Origin of the sequence: Rhodococcus sp. 05-339-2 (genome assembly GCF_002258965.1) — a bacterium.
Classification (GTDB): Bacteria; Actinomycetota; Actinomycetes; order Mycobacteriales; family Mycobacteriaceae; genus Rhodococcoides.
The window spans coordinates 88,472-106,238 of sequence record NZ_NOYW01000006.1; the positions used below are offsets into that span (position 1 = coordinate 88,472).

Annotated in this window: 17 protein-coding genes and 1 tRNA gene; 8 read left to right on the forward strand and 10 right to left on the reverse strand. The window is 65.4% G+C overall.

The annotated features are described in order from the left end of the window. Window positions 1-73 precede the first annotated feature (73 nt). A complete protein-coding gene (locus CH273_RS05325) occupies window positions 74-1,024 on the forward strand; it encodes a manganese catalase family protein (protein WP_032395228.1) in 951 nt (316 codons plus the stop codon). Between the two features lie 55 nt (window positions 1,025-1,079). On the opposite strand, the gene CH273_RS05330 is transcribed toward CH273_RS05325, so the two are convergent. Further along, complete coding sequence (locus CH273_RS05330) at window positions 1,080-2,171, reverse strand: spore photoproduct lyase family protein (protein WP_032395229.1); 1,092 nt, start codon at window positions 2,169-2,171, stop codon at window positions 1,080-1,082. Between the two features lie 114 nt (window positions 2,172-2,285). Between CH273_RS05330 and CH273_RS05335 the strand changes: the two genes are divergently transcribed. Genes CH273_RS05335 through CH273_RS05350 form a run of 4 tightly spaced genes read left to right on the forward strand, consistent with a single transcriptional unit; the run spans window position 2,286 to window position 6,288 of the window. Further along, on the forward strand, window positions 2,286-3,383 hold the full coding sequence (locus CH273_RS05335) for a DNA alkylation repair protein (RefSeq protein ID WP_032395230.1): 1,098 nt from the start codon (window positions 2,286-2,288) through the stop codon (window positions 3,381-3,383). A 57-nt stretch (window positions 3,384-3,440) separates the two neighbouring features. After that, entirely contained in the window at window positions 3,441-4,532 is a 1,092-nt protein-coding gene (locus tag CH273_RS05340; protein ID WP_143546177.1) for a LolA family protein, read from the forward strand. Then, window positions 4,529-5,479 (forward strand): ABC transporter ATP-binding protein, encoded by a 951-nt coding sequence (locus tag CH273_RS05345; protein ID WP_032395232.1) that lies wholly within the window; start codon window positions 4,529-4,531, stop codon window positions 5,477-5,479. The genes CH273_RS05340 and CH273_RS05345 overlap by 4 nt, the downstream gene beginning before the upstream one ends. Continuing rightward, complete coding sequence (locus CH273_RS05350; protein ID WP_032395233.1) at window positions 5,476-6,288, forward strand: ABC transporter permease; 813 nt, start codon at window positions 5,476-5,478, stop codon at window positions 6,286-6,288. Before CH273_RS05345 ends, CH273_RS05350 begins: the two co-directional genes overlap by 4 nt. Here CH273_RS05350 and CH273_RS05355 read toward each other — a convergent pair. Continuing rightward, on the reverse strand, window positions 6,278-7,087 hold the full coding sequence (locus CH273_RS05355; protein WP_052049467.1) for a lipase family alpha/beta hydrolase: 810 nt from the start codon (window positions 7,085-7,087) through the stop codon (window positions 6,278-6,280). The two genes, CH273_RS05350 and CH273_RS05355, sit on opposite strands and share 11 nt — an antisense overlap. Before the next feature lie 57 nt (window positions 7,088-7,144). After that, the gene (locus tag CH273_RS05360; protein WP_032395234.1) at window positions 7,145-7,744 is read right to left on the reverse strand and encodes a TetR/AcrR family transcriptional regulator; all 600 of its coding nucleotides are present in this window, start codon (window positions 7,742-7,744) and stop codon (window positions 7,145-7,147) included. A gap of 117 nt (window positions 7,745-7,861) precedes the next feature. On the opposite strand from CH273_RS05360, the gene CH273_RS05365 reads away from it, so the two are divergent. After that, window positions 7,862-8,620 carry an enoyl-CoA hydratase/isomerase family protein gene (locus CH273_RS05365; protein WP_032395235.1) on the forward strand — a complete coding sequence of 253 codons (759 nt, stop codon included), beginning with the start codon at window positions 7,862-7,864 and terminating at the stop codon, window positions 8,618-8,620. A 52-nt stretch (window positions 8,621-8,672) separates the two neighbouring features. Further along, window positions 8,673-9,464: a maleylpyruvate isomerase N-terminal domain-containing protein gene (locus tag CH273_RS05370; protein WP_032395236.1), complete on the forward strand. Its 792-nt coding sequence runs from the start codon at window positions 8,673-8,675 to the stop codon at window positions 9,462-9,464. A gap of 66 nt (window positions 9,465-9,530) precedes the next feature. Here CH273_RS05370 and CH273_RS05375 read toward each other — a convergent pair whose 3' ends face one another. The 3 genes from CH273_RS05375 to CH273_RS05385 form a co-directional block, all read right to left on the reverse strand. Then, a complete protein-coding gene (locus tag CH273_RS05375) occupies window positions 9,531-10,580 on the reverse strand; it encodes a zinc-binding dehydrogenase (protein WP_032395237.1) in 1,050 nt (349 codons plus the stop codon). A gap of 103 nt (window positions 10,581-10,683) precedes the next feature. Further along, window positions 10,684-10,759 (reverse strand) — tRNA-Thr (locus tag CH273_RS05380). Window positions 10,760-10,825: 66 nt separating this feature from the next. Further along, window positions 10,826-11,521, reverse strand: coding sequence for an SDR family oxidoreductase (locus CH273_RS05385; protein ID WP_032395238.1), 696 nt, complete (start codon window positions 11,519-11,521; stop codon window positions 10,826-10,828). 88 nt (window positions 11,522-11,609) lie between these two features. Here CH273_RS05385 and CH273_RS05390 point away from each other — a divergent pair, with 88 nt between their 5' ends. Next, on the forward strand, window positions 11,610-12,128 hold the full coding sequence (locus tag CH273_RS05390) for a CGNR zinc finger domain-containing protein (protein WP_032395239.1): 519 nt from the start codon (window positions 11,610-11,612) through the stop codon (window positions 12,126-12,128). Here CH273_RS05390 and CH273_RS05395 read toward each other — a convergent pair. The 4 genes from CH273_RS05395 to CH273_RS05410 form a co-directional block, all read right to left on the reverse strand. After that, a complete protein-coding gene (locus CH273_RS05395) occupies window positions 12,125-13,312 on the reverse strand; it encodes a DNA polymerase III subunit delta' (RefSeq protein ID WP_032395240.1) in 1,188 nt (395 codons plus the stop codon). The two genes, CH273_RS05390 and CH273_RS05395, sit on opposite strands and share 4 nt — an antisense overlap. A gap of 119 nt (window positions 13,313-13,431) precedes the next feature. Continuing rightward, window positions 13,432-16,425 (reverse strand): type I DNA topoisomerase, encoded by a 2,994-nt coding sequence (gene topA, locus CH273_RS05400; RefSeq protein WP_032395241.1) that lies wholly within the window; start codon window positions 16,423-16,425, stop codon window positions 13,432-13,434. 109 nt (window positions 16,426-16,534) lie between these two features. After that, window positions 16,535-17,122 (reverse strand): hypothetical protein, encoded by a 588-nt coding sequence (locus tag CH273_RS05405; protein ID WP_032395242.1) that lies wholly within the window; start codon window positions 17,120-17,122, stop codon window positions 16,535-16,537. Between the two features lie 147 nt (window positions 17,123-17,269). Then, the gene (locus CH273_RS05410) at window positions 17,270-17,473 is read right to left on the reverse strand and encodes a cold-shock protein (RefSeq protein WP_005248460.1); all 204 of its coding nucleotides are present in this window, start codon (window positions 17,471-17,473) and stop codon (window positions 17,270-17,272) included. Between the last annotated feature and the right edge of the window lie 294 nt (window positions 17,474-17,767).

A 17,767-nucleotide genomic window follows, 5' to 3' on the forward strand; every position in this document is an offset into this window, starting at 1 on the left:
GTTCGAGTGCAGACATACGGGGCACCCACTGGTTGAGCGCAGCAACTCTGCTGGTCGCGATTCGGAGGTTCTTATGTACCTGCACGTTCAATCACTCATTCACGATATCGCCACCGACGAGCCCGATCCCGCCGCCGCGAACGCCCTCCAGGAGGGCCTCGGAGGACAGTTCGGCGAGATGCGCACGATGATGCAGTACCTGTTTCAGGCCATGAACTTTCGCGGTGCCGCAGCCAAGCCGTATCGCGACCTCATCCAGGGCATCGGCACCGAGGAGATCAGCCACGTCGAGTTGATCGGCACCACCATCTCACGCCTGCTCGACGGCTCGCCGGAGTACCAGGGCAAGGTGAGCGATCCTCTCGACACTCCCGGTGCCGGCGGAGCTACTCCGCTGAATCTTGCACTGTCACAGGGAAATATCCACCATTACCTCGTCGGCGCACAGGGCGCACTGCCGGTCGATTCCGTCGGCAACCCGTGGAGCGGTAGCTACGTCTACAACTCCGGCAACCTGGTCCTCGACCTGATGTACAACCTCATGCTCGAGTCGACCGGCCGCCTGCAGAAGTGCCGCATGTACGAGATGACCGCCAACAAGGCTGCGCGCTCGACCATTTCGTACCTGATCGTGCGCGACCAGGCTCACGAGAACGGCTACGCGAAAGCACTGGAGACTCTGGGTGTCGACTGGAAGAAGACACTACCGATCCCCAAGACCAACGCCGAGAAGTTCCCCGAGGTCCAGAAGTTGGTCGAACTCGGTTTGCAGAGCAAGCAGTACAGCTTCGACCTGACCGGCGCATCCGAGGCCGGCCGCATCTTCCAGGGCATGTCCCCTTCGAAGGACGGCACGAATCTCGATGCGAGCGAGCAGGCTCCCGCCGGCGCTCCGATGGAAATCTCACCGGAACGGCTGGAGGAGTTCGCGCCCGGACTGGACACCGACCTCATGGAGCTGATTCAGCAGACCGCCGAGATGGAGATGGCAGACATCGACGCCACGTTCGGAAAGATGAAGTAATTCTTCCTCTTTCGCAGCCCGGCCTCCACCGCACGCAGGTGGAAGCCGGGCTTCTTCACGTCCAGTAGAGAAGCTGCGCGTCGGGGAGCACGGACTCGAGTTCTTCGACGAACCACGTACGCATCTCGGTCATCGTGTCCTTAGGGTAGACGTACTTCACACCGCCGAACTTGTTTCTCTTTGCCGTGCGGGCACTTTCGTCCATCTCGAGCTTCGTCCCCGGGTACCAACTCAACAGCACGTCCTTGCTGGACGGCGTGAATCGATGAGTGATGATCTCGGCGGTGAGGTCGAGATCAGGGATGCCGCGCACCGCGTCGGCGACGTTCGAGAGCAATCGGCCGTATTGTTCGCGCCACTGCGGAATCGGCATGATCGGAGCGATGGTCAGTCCCACTCGATACCCAGCGAGAGCCAACTGTCTCAGCGCCTCGATCCGAGCAGGCATCCTCGCGGTTCCACCCTCGAATCGATGGGCGATGTCATCGGCGTTGACCGACAGTCGAACTCGGGTTCGTCGCCCATGATCGAGCGTCACCAACTCGGTGACGTCGTCGAACTTGGTGGTCAAACGCAGCGACACATCGTCGCCGTAGGCGCCTGCACCCACCCTGCGCACGGCCTCGGCGAGGGATCCCGTCACGTGCTCGATCCCCAAAGGGTCGGTGTAGCAGGAGAGTTCGAACGTGGTGCCCTCGTGTCCGCGCTCCTCGGTCCCCGAAGTGATGGTGCCGCGGCCGGAATGGGTGCCGATACCGGCCAGGACGTCGTCGATGTTGGCGAACACCCTGGTGATCGGCGGCCCGGACAACGAGCCCGCCAGATAGCAGTACTGACAGTGCGCCGGGCACCCCTTCGCCAGATCGATACGCCAATCTGCACTCGGCGGAATCGGTTGTGGCTTCAGCACACTCGGTGGTGCCACCACCACCGCCATCGTCGTCTTGGCACGCGCATAGGTCTCCCGCTCGGACTCACCGCGCAGGCCGGTCAAACGGTCCCCCGGCAACACATCGATCTCGGTCACTCCGGCTGCTTCGCATCGACGGATGATCTCCGCGGTATGGGGAAGCTCGGACGCAGACCGGGTGACCAGGACACGCGAGGGCGTCCACAGTCGAGTAGGGGCAGAGAGAACGTTGTCCATTACCTCCGGTCAACGCTCGGGGACGGTCAAACCTTCCCGATAGCCGCAGCTCAGATCCTGTCCAATTCAGCTCCAAGAATTTCGCGGCTCATGGATCTCGGGTAAGAAGCTCTCATGCCCTTCGCCGACGAACTCATCGGCCCGGACGCGGCTCGCACGCTGCTTCGGACCATTCGCAACGCCGCACAGAGTGCTGATCTGTCGCTGCTGACAGGATCGGTCGATCAGTTGGGACCGCTCGCGCTTCGGGCGCGCGCCGATCTACTGCGCGATGCCCTTCTCGTGGGATTGCCCGGCGATTACGCGGAGTTCGCTCGCACCATCAGACAGGCTGCGGAGGATCCAGATTTTCAGGGCTGGTCGATCTGGCCGGTCACGAGCGCCATGGCCATGAAGGCCGTCGACGAACAGACATCCGCCGCGTTCGACGACGGAATGTCGCTGCTGGCCGAACTCACCGGCCGACTCAGCTCGGAGTTCGCCATCCGCACGTTCCTACGAGCCGATCTGGATCGGGCTCTCGGAACAGCGCTCGAATGGACGCGGTCATCGGACGAGCACGTGCGTCGTTTGGCATCGGAAGGCACCCGGCCCTACCTGCCGTGGTCGGTGCGGGTTTCCGAGATTCTTGCGCGGCCCGGCGTGACGGTACCGATTCTGGACAGGCTCTATCGGGACGACAGCGACTACGTTCGGCGGTCGGTAGCCAACCACCTCAACGACTTCAGCCGGGACGTCCCGGACTTGGTCGTCCGGACCGCGGCCCGGTGGCTCGACGACCCGGACGCGCACACCGACCGGCTCGTGCGACATGCGCTTCGGACGGTGATCAAGAACGGAAATGCCGATGCGCTTGCCCTGCTGGGGTTCGCTCCGGCCGACTTGGAGGTGACAGGCCCCACCCTCGATGTCGCCGAGCTACGGATCGGTGAGAGCGTGCGCTTCGATGCTTCGATCCGCAACGTCGGCACCGAACCGGCCAAGGTCGCGATCGACTACATCGTCCACCACACCAAAGCCAACGGTGGGGTGACGGGGAAGACGTTCAAGTTGACGACGAAAACGATCGCCCCCGACGAGAGCGTCGACGTTGCGCGGCAACACTCGTTCAAGACGTTGACCACACGGAAGTACTACCCAGGCCCGCACTCGATCGAGCTCCAGATCAACGGCGTGAGTTACGGTCTCGCGGAGTTCGTGCTCGTCCACTGAGGCAGGCTTTGTATCGCTCACCTGCAGCACAACGGGTACGTCCGTACGGTCGATGGAGTGCACAAAAAGTGGCGGTGGCTGGCGGTGGTACTCGGCATCGCCGTGCTCGTCGCCACGCCCTCGGTGATCGAGCGCTGGCCTGTCGACGCGTCGGACATCGATGCGGCCGAAGTGCTCTCCCGCGTCCAGTCCTCCACCGCGACCCCGTATTCGGGCTATGCCCAGGCGGTCGGCGGTGTCACCCTGCCGGTCACCGACGGACTCGGCGGACTTCCGGACCTGCTGGGCGACACCACGACCTTGCGCGCTTGGTATCGCGCCCCGGACAGCTGGCGCGTCGACACCGTGCGCCTCGCCGGAGAGCGCGGTCTCTACCGGAGCCCGGCTCGGCTGTGGAGCTGGGACTACGAACAGAACACGGCCGTGGTGACCCCCGTCCCCGAGCCGAGTCTGCGCCTGCCTCGCCAAGCCGATCTGCTACCCCCGGAGCTCGGGCAGCGGTTGCTCAGCGAGGCGACCGCCGACGAGGTCACTCGGCTGCCGACTCGTCGGATTGCCGGCCGCGACGCCCCCGGCCTGCGGCTGATCCCGAGTGAACCGCAGAGCACGATCACCGAGGTCGACGTGTGGGCCGACCCCGACAGCGGGCTTCCACTACAGGTCGACGTGCTGGGCGACGGGGTCGCTCGCCCCATCGTCAGCACCGCGTTCCTCGACTTCTCCTCCGCGACCCCCGACGCCGACACCGTCCGTTTCGTCCCGCCGCCGGGTACCGATGTGCAGCAGCAGGACGGTCTCGACATCGCCTCGTTCGCCGACGGGATCGACTCTGCTCGTCTCCCTTCGACTCTGTCGGGACTCGATCTGAGGGACCGCGGAGTCCAGGGTGCGGTGGGAATCTACGGCCGAGGCGTGACGGAGCTGATCGCCGCTCCGCTACCGCGTCGCGCCGCGCGCGGGCTCCTCGATCAGCTGCGGGCCGCGCCGGGCGCGGTCGTCAGCGGCAGGAGCGTCGCTCTGACGATCGGCCCGCTCAACGTCCTGATCACCGAGCCCACCGCCGACCGGCGTCGCTATCTGCTCTCCGGCACCGTCACCGCAGAAACCCTGGCCACCGCCGCCCAGCAGCTCGAAGGAGCAGCCACATGATCCGCACGACCGGCCTGACCAAGAGCTACGGATCGGTGCGGGCAGTCGACGGCGTCGACCTCGACGTGCGCGCCGGCGACATCTACGGCTTCGTCGGTGCCAACGGCTCCGGCAAGACGACGACCGTGCGGATGCTGCTCGGGCTGGTCCTGGCGACTTCCGGGCAGATGCAGGTGCTCGGCGAGGAGATGCCGCGGCGACGCAGAAGCGTGCTGCCACGGGTGGGGGCGCTGATCGAGAACCCGGCCGCCTACCCCAACCTCTCCGGACGCCGGAATCTCACGCTGCTCGACGCGGCCGGGCCGGGCGGGTCACGGCGCACGAGAAACGCCCGCGTCGGCGAAGCCCTCGAGCAGGTGGGCCTCGCCGGCGTGGGACGCAGACCGGTCAAGCAGTACTCGCTCGGCATGCGGCAGCGCCTCGGCTTGGCCGCGGCGCTCATGCGCACCCCCGAGCTGCTGATCCTCGACGAGCCGACCAACGGTCTCGACCCACAGGGAATCCTCGAGATTCGGGAGTTGCTCCTGGGCCTGCATGCGAAGGGCACCACCGTGTTTCTCTCGAGCCACCTGCTGGCCGAGGTGGAGCAGTTGTGCGACCGCGTGGGAGTGCTCGATCGAGGTCGCCTCGTTCTGCAGGATCAGCTCTCCGCGTTCCAGCAGCCGACCGGTCGGGTGCTCGTGACCACCCCGGACCCGGCCGAGGCCGTCACCGTGCTCTCCGGAATCCAGAACGCCACCGTGTTCCACCGTGAAGGGCAGCAGCTCGTGATCGAACACCCGGACTCGGCCCTGCTCAATCGGCTGCTCGTCGAAGGCGGCGTCCGGGTGAGCGAGCTGAGCCCGCAGCAGATGAGTCTGGAGCAGTCCGTGCTGGCCGTCACCGGTGCCAGTGCCGACCGCGTCGACGGTCCCGTCCGCTCCACCGAGATGGAGGTGACCGCATGATCGGCGTCGAGCTGCGCGCAATGCTGAGCCGACCCCGCACGTGGGTCGTCATTCTCCTGCTCAATCTGCTGCCCACCGTCGTCGCGGGTCTGTTGGCCCTCACCGACGTCGGTCCGCGGCCCGGCGAAGGCCCCGCCTTCCTGTCGGCGGTGCTCACCAACGGTCAGCTCTTCCCGCTCGCCGCGCTCGCCATCGTGCTTCCGTTGTTTCTTCCTGTCGCTGTATCGGTCATCGCAGGCGATGCCGTTGCCGGGGAGGCCCAGGCCGGCACCCTGCGCTACCTGCTCGCGCGCCCGGTGGGACGCACCAAGCTACTGGTGGCGAAGCTGATCTCGGTGGCCGCCTTCGTGCTGCTGGCGGTGGTCATCGTGGCTGCTGTCGCGTACTTCGTCGGCACGACGCTGTTCGACGTCTCGACCGTTGGTGGCGTCGCCAGCGTGTCCGGCACGGTGCTGACCGATCAACAGGTCGCCGTGCGGACCGTCATCGCCGTGCTCTATGTGACGCTCTCGATGCTCGGAGTGGCGGCCATGGGCCTGTTCCTCTCGACCCTGACCGACTCCCCGCTCGCCGCGACGCTCGGCGCACTGGCGTTCCTCATCGCCAGTTCGCTGCTGCTGACGCTGGACGCCGCCGATGCCATCGCGCCGTACCTCCCGACGCGATACTGGTTGGCTTTCGTAGACCTCTTCCGCGACCCGGTGCCCACACGGGACCTGGTGCGCGGCGTCGGGTTGCAGGGCGTCTACGTCGTCGTGCTTCTGGGTGCGGCGTGGGCGAACTTCACGACCAAGGACATCACGAGCTGAGACGGCTGCAATCGGCTGCGCCGAGCTGGGTGGTGGAATCGCCGTCCAACTGGGCGGACACGATTGCGCCGACGAGAGGATCGCGGGGCAGGTTCCCGTGATCGACGGTGGAGTCCGCACACACGCTCTGCACGGGGATGTCGATCGCTCCGTCGAGTCGGGCCGAGGACGGCGGGGTCACCACCTGGTCCAGTTCGGTCCACACCGACACCCACTGGGGCCCCTCCGGCGTCTCGTCGCCGGAGTTCAGGGCGGTGAGCACGGGACTGTCGGGGACGAGCTGCTGACAGGCCGTCGGGCATTGGTCGGGCAGGACCTGGGACGCCAGAGCGGCCACCTGGGTGCCGTGATGTGGGGAGCCGAGGGTCACGATGCGTCGAGCCTGCTCGACGCCGCCCAGATCGGAAGCCCAAATCCGGGCCACCACCCCACCGGCGGAATATCCGACGACGTCGACCGACGTCGCTTCCGTGCGAGTAAGGGCTGCGTCGACGGCGTCGCGCAGGGTCTGCGCCTGCACGGTCAGGTCGCCGACGCCGCCGTCGGGCAGGGCCACGACGGTCGCGTCGCGGCCGTTCTCTCGTAGTTCCGCCGCAAGCACATCCAATGCATCGGTGGACCCGCCGAACCCGGGGACCAGCAGCACCGGGCCGGGAGCGGACTGGTCGACGCTCGCGACGGCGTCGCTCGTGGAGCGTGATGCGACGAAGGCCGCCACGGCCGCGAGAATTCCGACCAGCACGAGAGCGAGTACGAAAAACGCGAGACGACGGCGAGCGGGGGCGAGGGAGGCGAACACTTCATCCAGTGTGCCCTCGGGTCCGACGTCCGTCGCCGGCGCGACCGAGATCTCGACTCACCGAACTGGCGGTTGCTCGGTTTCGAAGCGATCGATGAGGCCGCGGGCTGCTTCCCGCGCAGCATGCGCCCAGGACGGCCCGGGTTCGGCGTAGGCACTGGCCATAGCGCCGTCGTACAGGGTCGTCAGCTGGAGGATCAGCATTTCGTCCGAGCTTGTGACACCGAGCGGCCGCAGAAGTTCTGCGAACAGATACCGCACCCATCCGCGATGCCCCAGATTGACTTGATGCCCCGGCGCATCCGGTGCCGACTCCGCCTCGGCGTTGATGAACGGACAGCCTCGAAAATCGTCCGTCCCGAACCATTCGCCGAGTAGATCGAAGACCGACAGAGCCTTGTCGGTCGAGCTTCCCCCGCGCACTTCCAACTGCTCGGCGACGTGCCGCTGCCAGCGGTCGCTGCGGCCCTGTAGGTATGCCGCGACCAGGTCGTCCTTGGTTCGGAAGTAGGTGTACATGGTGGTCTTCGAGACACCGGCCTCGTCGGCGATCAGATCGACCCCCGTTGCATGGATCCCGCGCTCGTAGAAGAGCCGATCGGCGGTCGCGAGGACGCGCTCGAGTCCCGGCCGACGGCGAGTCTTGACGGTGGTCATGATGCAAGCCTACCCGTCCTGAACAGATCTGTTCAGTTAGCGCTTGACAATATCTGAACCGACCTGTTCACTCAGCTATGCGAACAGACCTGTTCAGTTAGAGACGAAAGGCGCTCCATGACCACCCCGGCTTACTTCACCGAGTACGACAACTTCGCCATCACTCGTGACGAGGATGGCGTGCTGCTCGTGCGCCTCCACACAGGCGGCGAGGCACTGACCTTCACCGGCCGAACCCACGAAGACTTTCCGGCGCTGCTCGAGCAGATCGCGCTGGACGGCGACAACAGGGCGATGGTGCTGACCGGCACCGGCGACCACTTCGTGAAAGACATCGACGGCCCGAGCCTCGGGGAGATCTTCAAACCGGCCGCTTGGGAGAAGACCCGCGTCGAGGGTGCGAAGGTTCTCCAGCGCCTGGTCGAGCTTCCACTGCCGGTGATCGGTGTCGCCAATGGCCCGGCGACCATCCACTCCGAGTACCTGCTGCTGACCGATATCCACATCGCTTCCGAACAGGCCACCTACGGCGACTCGCCCCACCCGGCCTTCGGCATCACCGGCGGCGATGGCGTGCAGGTGGTGTGGGAGGAGATCGTCGGGACCGCTCGCGCCAAGTGGCTGCTGTGGACCGGCGAGTCGATCGACGCGAAGACAGCACTGCAGTGGGGCGTCGTCAGTGAGGTGCTGGCCCACGACAAGGCGCTCACACGGGGCCTCGAGATTGCGCGCGGCCTTGCCGCCAAGCCGGCACTCTATCGAACCCTGCAGAAGCAGACCCTGAACCGGAACCTCCGCAAGCGAATCGTGCAGGACGTGCCGTTCGGTATGGCACTCGAGGGCCTCACCGCCGCCGACATGCCGTACCAGGTCTGACGTATCAGGCCTACCCGAGTTCTGCACCCGCCATCACCGACCGAGGAGAACAATGCCCCAATTCGACCACACGACGCGCCCCTCACGAGATTGGCTACACGCCCTCCAGACCGCCTCGAACGATCTACGACACCTGGTCGACGGGCTGAGCACGGAAGATCTTTCGCTGGCGTCTCGTGATGGGGACTGGACTGTCGCGCAGGTTCTCTCGCATCTCGGCAGTGCCGCCGAGATCTGCACCGAACTGGTACGCCGCGGGCTGGCCGGTGACCACCGCGGCCCGCAACGAGACGAACTCACCCCGATCTGGGACCGCTGGAACGACCTGGGCCCTGCCGAGCAACGGCTGCAGTGGCAGCGAGCGGACGCCGCCCACCTCGAACTGCTCGCAGGCATCACCGTCGAGCAGGAGAAATCGCTACGGGTCCCCTACTTCGCCGGCCCGATGGACCTGACCACGTACCTGGGCTACCGGCTCTCGGAGCACGCTCTGCACGGTTGGGATGTCGCGGTGACATTCGACCCGTCGGCGACGGTCGGCCAACTCGACCTCGTGTGGCAGCGGATCGACATGATTGCCTCTCGCTTTCACGACGGTGCCGTCCGGCAACGACTCGCCGCGCGGCAGATCCTCCTGTTGCACAGCGACCACCGCGATCTCCTGGTTGTCGACGACGAGGTCCACATCGAGACCGGAACGGATCGCAGTGCACCGAGCACTGTCACCGCCACGTCCGACGTCATGACCCGGCTCGTCTACGGCCGCCTCCGTCCCGAGGACGACGTGGACATCAGCGGCCCGACGGGCCGCGACGATCTGGTACAGCTGTTCCCCGGATTCTGAACGCACCGGGGATTCGTTGTACAACAGTCTGTTCGAGATGGCTCCCGTCGATGTCGTCCCCTCTCACTACGATTCGATCCGGTCGACGATGACCGGCGGAACGAGCACGAACTTTCCGACGTGGTTCTTCTCCAGGAAGCGCTGCTGCGCTACAGCGATCTGCTCGAGGGGAAACGATTCGGCCAGCAACGGACGAATCTCACCGGCCTCGATGTACGACACGAGGTTCGGAAATACATCCTCGTCCCACGCCGTGCACCCGAGGAGCGTCAGATCGTTCAGGTACATCGTGCGTAGGTCCAGCTCGACGACGGGTCCTGCGATCGCACCCGAGGACACGTAGGTTCCCCCGCGAACGAGGAGGTCGAGCAACGGACCGAAACCGTCGCCTGCGACGTTGTCGATCACCACATCGACGCTGCGCTTGCCGAGGGCGGTCGCCAGGTCCTCATCGCGCCCGTGGACCTCGTCCACGCCGAGTTCGCGGAGCTGGTCGTGTTTGGCGCGGCTCGCGACGCCGATCACGCGCGCGCCGCGCCGAACGGCGAGTTGCACTGCGGCAGAACCTACTCCACCCGACGCGCCGGTGATCAGCACCGTCGACTCCGGGCGGACTCCCGCGCGAGCGATCATGTTCTCCGCTGTGCCGTACGCACACGGGATCGTCGCCAGCTCCGCGTCGGTCCACCCGCAATCGACCACGAAGACCTCGCTCGCGGGAACGACGACGAACTGGGCGAACGCGCCGTCCATGTCCGAACCCAACCAACGCGTCTCGCCCGACGAGAATCCGTCGACGCGCATGCACGATCGAACCAGGACCCGGCGGCCGACGATGGACTCGTCGATACCGGGACTCGCACACACGACCCCGCAGCAGTCGGTGCCCTGAATCAACGGAAACGGCGTCGCGTCGTTCCATCCGCCGTCGGGGTACCAGCCCACGCGTGTGTTGATCTCGGTGTTGTTCATCCCCGCCGCCAACACTCGAACGAGCACCTCACCCGGACCCGGCACGGGTCTCGGCACCTTTGACACGACGAGCTTGTCGTATCCCCCGGTGCCGGTGGTGACGATCGCTGCCATCAGGTCACCGCGGGCGCTGTCGGTATGCATGGACTGATCTTGCAGGACCGACTGGGCGAAGGGGTCGATCCGACGCTGAATCGAACAACCACAAAGGCCCCCGGCACGCTGATGCGTGTCAGGGGCCTGCTGGTGGAGCCGCCTAAGAGAATCGAACTCTTGACCTTTTCATTACGAGTGAAATGCTCTACCGACTGAGCTAAGGCGGCGTGCCTTTCGGCGTTGGTGAGTCTAACGGAGCATCACGTCGAAACGAAAATCGCCTCCTCGTGCGATCAGCCTGCAAGGCCGAGTCCTTCCGCCGGCCCGCTCAGGATCGACTTGACGTGCCTGGTCACGTCGTCGGCGAGCACTTCGGTCTCGCCGGCCTCGACGGCGTCGAGCACCTGGCGCACCACGTCGCGTGGGTCGTTCTTCGGGACGTCGAGATCGGCGATCATGTCGGTGTCGGTGTATCCGAGATGCACCCCGACGACGAGGGTTCCCTGCGGTGCGAGCTCGAGCCTCAGCGAGTTGGTGGCCGACCAGATCGCCGCTTTGGATGCACCGTAGGCACCCGCACCGCCGAGCCAGGACAGCACCGAGTGGATGTCGACGAGCGCGCCGCCTCCGTTGGCCTTCAGGATCGGGGCGAATTCCTGCGCGATTCGCAGGGCACCGAAGACGTTGGTCTCGAACACCGCTCGAATGTCGTCGATCGACGTCGTCAGCAGCGGAGTAGTACCCGGCGCACCGGCATTGTTGAAGACGATCGACACGTCGGACGCGATATCACCAAGCGCTGCAACGGAATCGGCGTCGGCGACATCGAGAGCAACCGGCACCACCCGAGGATCGGTGTCCTCTCGCGGATTTCTGGCTGTCGCGTAGACCTTCGCGGCTCCACGCTCGAGCAACGCGTCGACCGTCGCCTTGCCCAGACCGCGCTGACCGCCGGTCACCAACACTGTTGCTCCTTCAATCGACACCATGGTCGTCACCCTTCAAGACAGAGGTCAAATGCTTTTGATTCTGTCATTCATAGTTGACCGATACGACATAGTCAAATACAGTTCAATTATGTCACTGTCTCCGACGGAGCGCTTCCGACTCGCGCCGGCACCCGACGGCTTGCAGGTGGTTCAGGATCTGCTCAACACGCGAGCCATCGATGCCTACGACCTGCCCGACCTCATCGCAGACGGCAGGTCAGCATCCGCTACCTGGGGGACGTCCTTGTCGGACGCAGACGCAGCCGCTCTACGGATACTGAGATCCGATGTGGAAGCGGCCATTGCAGGCGATATGGCTGCGCAGCCGGCAGTGCGAGTCGAGCTCGTTCCGGGTACCGACGGCACCGTCCGGCTCTCCCCCACCGGCACCGGGTCCGACCGGATCGCGTCGCAGATCTGGTCGGAAGTGCTTCTCGCCCAACAGGCGGACACGTGGCGTCGACTCAAGCGTTGCAAGAACGAGGCGTGCGGATCCGCCTTCTTCGACCGCTCCCGCAACAACAGTGGCGTCTGGCACGACGTGAAGACCTGCGGCAACGTTGCCAATCTCCGGGCCTCGCGGGCCCGCAAGAAGACGCAGAACTAGCGCAGTACGTCGCCCAGAGTTGCGACCATCGCATAGATCGCGAACTTCGGTTTCGCGTTGACCGCCAACGACTCTCGGCATTCGAGGATCGCTTCGATGCTCTTCAGCAGCGCCTCGGGTGGGACGGCTTTTGCCATGCGTTCGACCTGCTCGGCCATGTCGGGGTGCGTCGCGGTCGCGGTCGATCCGTACGAGCGAGCGAGCGCATCTCGATACAGGCCCACCAGATCCATCAGCGCGCGATCGAGTGAATCGCGACCGGTTCGGGTGGCACGCGACTTCTGCCGCTTCTCCAGATCCTTGAGCACCCCGGCCGAGCCGCGCAGCGCACCCGCCGCACCCTTACCGGTACCGCCCGCACCCAGAGCCGTCCGCAGCTCCTCGGTTTCGGCCTCGTCGCGGGAGGCACTCATCTCCTTGGCCTCGTCCTCGGCGGCCTTCACCAACTCCTCGGCCGCGAGATACGCCTGATTGGGCCGAGCCGCAGCCGACGCCAGAGCCAGCGCACGTTTGCGACGCGCCCGCGCGTCCTCGTCGGTGGCGAGTCGACGCGCTCTGCCCACGTGGCCGCCGCTGATCGATGCGGCCCACTCCGCCGTCTCGGCGTCGAGCTTGTCGCGCGTCTGCAGCACCTGCGCGATCGCCGGCACCGTGGGCGTGACCAGCGAGACGTGCCGGCAGCGCGAGCGCAGGGTCACCGAGATGTCCTGCGGATCGACCGACGGCGCACACAGCAGGAACACCGTCCGCGCCGGCGGCTCCTCGACCACCTTCAGCAACACGTTTCCGGCACCTTCGGTGAGTCGGTCGGCGTCCTCCACGACGACCACCTGCCACAGACCTGTGCTCGGCCGACGCGAGGCGATGGAGACGATGTCTCGCATCTCCTTGGTGCTGATGCTCAAGCCCTCGGGCACGACGCGTCGCACATCGCCGTGGGTTCCGGCCATCGTCGTCGAACAGGCCTGGCAGTGCCCGCACCCCGGAACGCCCTCGGTGGTGCACTGCAATGCCGCGGCGAAGCACAGGGCGGCGATGGAACGACCGGACCCGGGCGGGCCGGTGAACAGCCAGGAATGCGTCATCGCCGACGAGTCGACACCGGTGCGAGCCGCCACCGCTGCCGCCGTCAGATCGGCCTCGACATCTTCCTGACCGACCAATCGATCGAACACACCCGCCATGCACGCAACCCTAACGGTTGGGACCGACTACCCCCCGCCGCACTGTTCCCGAGCAGCGCCGAACTCGAAGTTATGGACGCATTCGGCCGAAATCCCGTCCATAACTTCGAGCTCGCGGGCTATTCGCTGTCGGTCTTCTTGGCCGGAGCCTTCTTGACCGGTGCCTTCTTCGCAGCAGTGGTCTTGGTGGCCGTCTTCTTCGCAGCAGCTTTCTTGGCCGGAGCCTTCTTCGCAGCGGCCTTCTTCGCCGGTGCCTTCTTGGCCGCCGCCTTCTTCGCCGGTGCCTTCTTCTTCACCGGTCCGCGAGCGCGCCTGTCCGCCAACAACTCCGACGCGCGATCGTCGGTGATCGACTCCACGTCGTCGTCCTTGCGCAGGCTGGCGTTGGTCTCACCGTCGGTGACGTACGGCCCGAAGCGACCGTCCTTGATCACCATCGGCTTCTCACTGATCGGGTCGACGCCCATCTCGCGTAGCGGCGGCTTGGCTTCACCCTGACGACCGCGACGCTTGGGCTCGGCGTAGATCTTGAGCGCCTCTTCCAGCGTGACGGTGAACATCTGATCCTCGTCGGCGAGCGAGCGAGAGTCGGTGCCCTTCTTCAGATACGGGCCGTAGCGACCGTTCTGCGCGAGGATCTCTTCCTTGGACTCCGGATCGACTCCGACGACACGCGGCAGCGACAGCAGCTTGAGTGCATCGTCGAGCGTGATGGTCGCCAGATCCATGGACTTGAGCAGAGAGCCGGTGCGCGGCTTGGGGCCGGTCGCCTTCTTCGCAGCCGCCTTCTTGGCCGGCGCTTTCTTGGCCGCGGCCTTCTTCACCGCGGTCTTTACCCCGCCGCCGCCATCACTGTCGTTGCCGGACGGCACCGGGACGATGTCGGGCTCGGGGGGCGTCGGTTCGGGCTCCGGCTCGGGCAGGATCTCGGTGACGTAGGGCCCGAAACGGCCTTCCTTGGCCACGATGTCGTGACCGGTCAGCGGATCGACACCGAGCTTGCGGCCCTCTTGCGGTGTGGCGAACAGCTTTTCGGCGAAGTCGATCGTCAACTCGTCCGGCGGAAGATCGTCGGGCAGGTTGGCGCGCTGGCTGATCGGATCGCCGTCGGGATCGTCGTCGTTGCGCACCATGCGCTCGAGGTACGGGCCGTAACGGCCTACGCGCACATGGATTTCGCGACCCTCGGAGTCGTCGAACAGGCGAATGGAGTTGATGGTGCGCGCATCGATCTCTTCGAGATTCTGGCCCACCATCTTCTTCAGACCACCGGAGCGGGCCACCGAACCCTCGGCACCGGTGTCGCCGCCGAAGTAGAAGCTTTGCAGCCAATTGCCGCGTCGCTCACGGCCTCCCGCGATCGCGTCGAGGTCGTCCTCCATCCCTGCGGTGAAGTCGAAGTCCACCAGACGCCCGAAGTGCGCCTCCAGCAGGGCAACCACCGAGAACGCCACCCACGACGGCACGAGTGCACTGCCGCGCTTGTAGACGTACCCGCGGTCGAGGATGGTCTTGATGATCGACGAATACGTCGACGGCCGACCGATGCCCAGTTCCTCGAGCGTCTTGATGAGCGACGCCTCGGTGAATCGTGCGGGCGGGTTGGTGGTGTGGCCGTCGGGATCGAGCTGGGTGGCGGTGACGGCCTGGCCCTGAACCAGGGCAGGCAAACGGGATTCGGCGTCGTCGGACTGTCCGCCTGCCTGATCGTCGACGCTCTCCACGTAGGCCTTGAGGAAGCCGGCGAACGTGATGGTGCGACCGGACGCCGAGAACGTGCACTCCTCGCCGGTTCCGGCCGTTCCGGTGATGCGCAGGGTCAGCGTGGTGCCGCGAACATCGGCCATCTGCGACGCGACCGTGCGCTGCCAGATCAACTCGTAGAGTCGGAATTCGTCGGTCTGCAGGGCCGAGTGCAACTGACCGGGCGTCTGGAAGACGTCACCGGACGGGCGGATGGCCTCGTGGGCCTCCTGCGCGTTCTTGACCTTGCGGGTGTACTGCCGCGGCGAGGGATGGACGTACTCCGGCCCGTAGAGCTCGGTCGCCTGTGTGCGTGCCGCGGAGATCGCCGACGCCGACAGCGTCGTCGAGTCGGTACGCATGTAGGTGATGTAGCCGTTCTCGTACAGCCGCTGCGCGACCCGCATGGTGCGCTCGGAGCTGAAGCGCAACTTGCGGGCGGCTTCCTGCTGCAGCGTCGACGTCATGAACGGCGGGTACGGCTTGCGGGTGTAGGGCTTGTCCTCGGCGGACGCGACCGTCAGATCGACGCCCTCGAGAGCCTCGGCGAGGCGTCGGGCACGGGGTTCGTCGAGGACGGTCACTGCATCGGACTTGAGCTTGCCGTCGGCCCCGAAGTCGCGACCGGCGGCGACACGATTGCCGTCGACATTGACCAGACGGGCACCGAAACTGCGCGGCGTTGCCTCGGCTCCGGCGTCGAGCGTGGCGGAGATATCCCAGTACTCGGCGCTGCGGAAAGCCATCCGCTCGCGCTCACGCTGGACGACGATGCGGGTGGCGACGGACTGCACTCGGCCTGCCGAGAGCTTCGGCATGACCTTCTTCCACAGCACCGGGCTGACCTCGTAGCCGTAGAGACGGTCGAGGATACGACGCGTCTCCTGGGCGTCGACCAGGTCTTGGTCCAGGTCGCGGGTATCGGCCGCTGCGGCGAGGATGGCCGGCTTGGTGATCTCGTGGAACACCATGCGTCGAACGGGGATCTTGGGGTTCAGGGTCTCGAGGAGATGCCAGGCGATGGCCTCACCCTCGCGGTCGGGGTCAGTGGCGAGATAGAGCTCGTCGGCGTCCTTGAGCAGGCTCTTGAGCTCGGCGACCTTGCCCTTCTTCTCCGGCGAGACGACGTAGAGGGCCTCGAAGTCGTGGTCGACGTCCACACCGAGACGCGCCCAGGGCTCACCCTTGTACTTGGCGGGAACGTCCGCGGCACCGCGGGGAAGGTCGCGAATGTGGCCGACGGAGGCCTCGACGACGTAGTTGCTCCCGAGGTACGGGGCGATCTTCTTTGCCTTGGTCGGAGACTCGACGATGACCAGACGACGTGGCTCGGCGGAGCTGTCCCCCGTGCCGTTGTTACGTGCTGCCACCTTGCTGCCGAACCTTCCCTAGTGCGTTTTCACAGGCAGATTTGCCTGTCCCACTACTAACAGACTGACATACGTCGGCCAAATACTCGCAGATCAGTCACAGATCGTTCTACTCGGCGTGGGGCCAATTGGTACGTGCGTCCACGTTCTGTGGAGCCTCGCCGACGTTCTCGGTCAGTCGCAACAGCCGACGTCGACCGGTGATTCGGAGGCCAGGATTGGATCCGCGCGTGCCGATGAGCGTCGGCGCGATACCCGCGCGCATCAGTGACTGAGCCAGGACGGCGTGCGTCTCCGGCGCATGGGGATCGAGGCCGAGCACGTAGCGCTCCCCCTCGGCCTCGGGACGACCCGATGCGAGCACCCAGGCGCGCAGTTCACGGGAACCCGGTACCCAACCGGGCGGGACGGCCTTGACAGCGCCCTTGGTCCACAGAGACGCCAAGGCAGACAGTTCGGGCACCGACGCGGTACGCACCAGTGGTCTGTCCTCTTCCGACCGACCGAGCTCCGGCGTCAGACCGCATTGCTCGATGAGTTCGGCGATGGCATCCGCGCGCCACTGCGCGTCGACCACGACGGAGATACGGGCCGATCCCGAGGAGGTGACGACATGCCCGGTGGCAGCCAGCAGCCCGCTGAGATCGGTCACCGCGGGCGGTAACGACTCGGCAGAGAAGAAGGACAGCTGGTTCACAGCATGGACATTAGGACATAGGCGTCCGCGCTCACGGCTTTCGACGCTCCCCGGTGGTTCGCCCGAACGAAACATCCCCCTTTCCCATCGCCTGTAGTAGGCCGATGGGAAAGGGGGATGAGTATCTCGACTCCGAAGAGAAGAGAATCAGACTGCGCGAACGCCCGTGGCCTGAGGACCCTTGGTGCCCTGTCCGACCTCGAACTCGACGCGCTGGTTCTCCTCGAGGGTGCGGAAGCCGCTGCCCTGGATCTCGGAGTAGTGAACGAAAACGTCAGCGGAGCCGTCTTCTGGTGCGATGAATCCAAAGCCCTTTTCGGCGTTGAACCACTTCACAGTTCCCTGTGCCATGCTTTTCCTTCTCTTTCTAACACCGGATTCGATGGAGCGCACTTTCGATCCATCGGGCCGGTTCCGACCGCTGCACTTGTACGAATCCCCCTCAGGATTCCCCCTGATGGACGAGCTCTCCCAGTACCGCGCCCGCAACATAAGATCCTGCGAAGCGTAGAACGAACACAGAAGCTGCGACCGCGTCAAGTGAACCATGAACTCCGCGTTCGCAACAGTCGAAAACCGACCCTTTTCGAACAAATTGCCCGCGTCGGGGGAGCACACACCGCCGGACGGGCGAAATACCACTCT

Coding starts and splice junctions, on each gene's coding strand:
- CH273_RS05325 (WP_032395228.1), top strand. CDS start 74: ATGTACCTGCACGTTCAATCACTCATTCACGATATCGCCACCGACGAG.
- CH273_RS05330 (WP_032395229.1), bottom strand. CDS start 2,171: ATGGACAACGTTCTCTCTGCCCCTACTCGACTGTGGACGCCCTCGCGT.
- CH273_RS05335 (WP_032395230.1), top strand. CDS start 2,286: ATGCCCTTCGCCGACGAACTCATCGGCCCGGACGCGGCTCGCACGCTG.
- CH273_RS05345 (WP_032395232.1), top strand. CDS start 4,529: ATGATCCGCACGACCGGCCTGACCAAGAGCTACGGATCGGTGCGGGCA.
- CH273_RS05350 (WP_032395233.1), top strand. CDS start 5,476: ATGATCGGCGTCGAGCTGCGCGCAATGCTGAGCCGACCCCGCACGTGG.
- CH273_RS05360 (WP_032395234.1), bottom strand. CDS start 7,744: ATGACCACCGTCAAGACTCGCCGTCGGCCGGGACTCGAGCGCGTCCTC.
- CH273_RS05365 (WP_032395235.1), top strand. CDS start 7,862: ATGACCACCCCGGCTTACTTCACCGAGTACGACAACTTCGCCATCACT.
- CH273_RS05370 (WP_032395236.1), top strand. CDS start 8,673: ATGCCCCAATTCGACCACACGACGCGCCCCTCACGAGATTGGCTACAC.
- CH273_RS05375 (WP_032395237.1), bottom strand. CDS start 10,580: ATGCATACCGACAGCGCCCGCGGTGACCTGATGGCAGCGATCGTCACC.
- CH273_RS05385 (WP_032395238.1), bottom strand. CDS start 11,521: ATGGTGTCGATTGAAGGAGCAACAGTGTTGGTGACCGGCGGTCAGCGC.
- CH273_RS05390 (WP_032395239.1), top strand. CDS start 11,610: ATGTCACTGTCTCCGACGGAGCGCTTCCGACTCGCGCCGGCACCCGAC.
- CH273_RS05395 (WP_032395240.1), bottom strand. CDS start 13,312: ATGGCGGGTGTGTTCGATCGATTGGTCGGTCAGGAAGATGTCGAGGCC.
- CH273_RS05410 (WP_005248460.1), bottom strand. CDS start 17,473: ATGGCACAGGGAACTGTGAAGTGGTTCAACGCCGAAAAGGGCTTTGGA.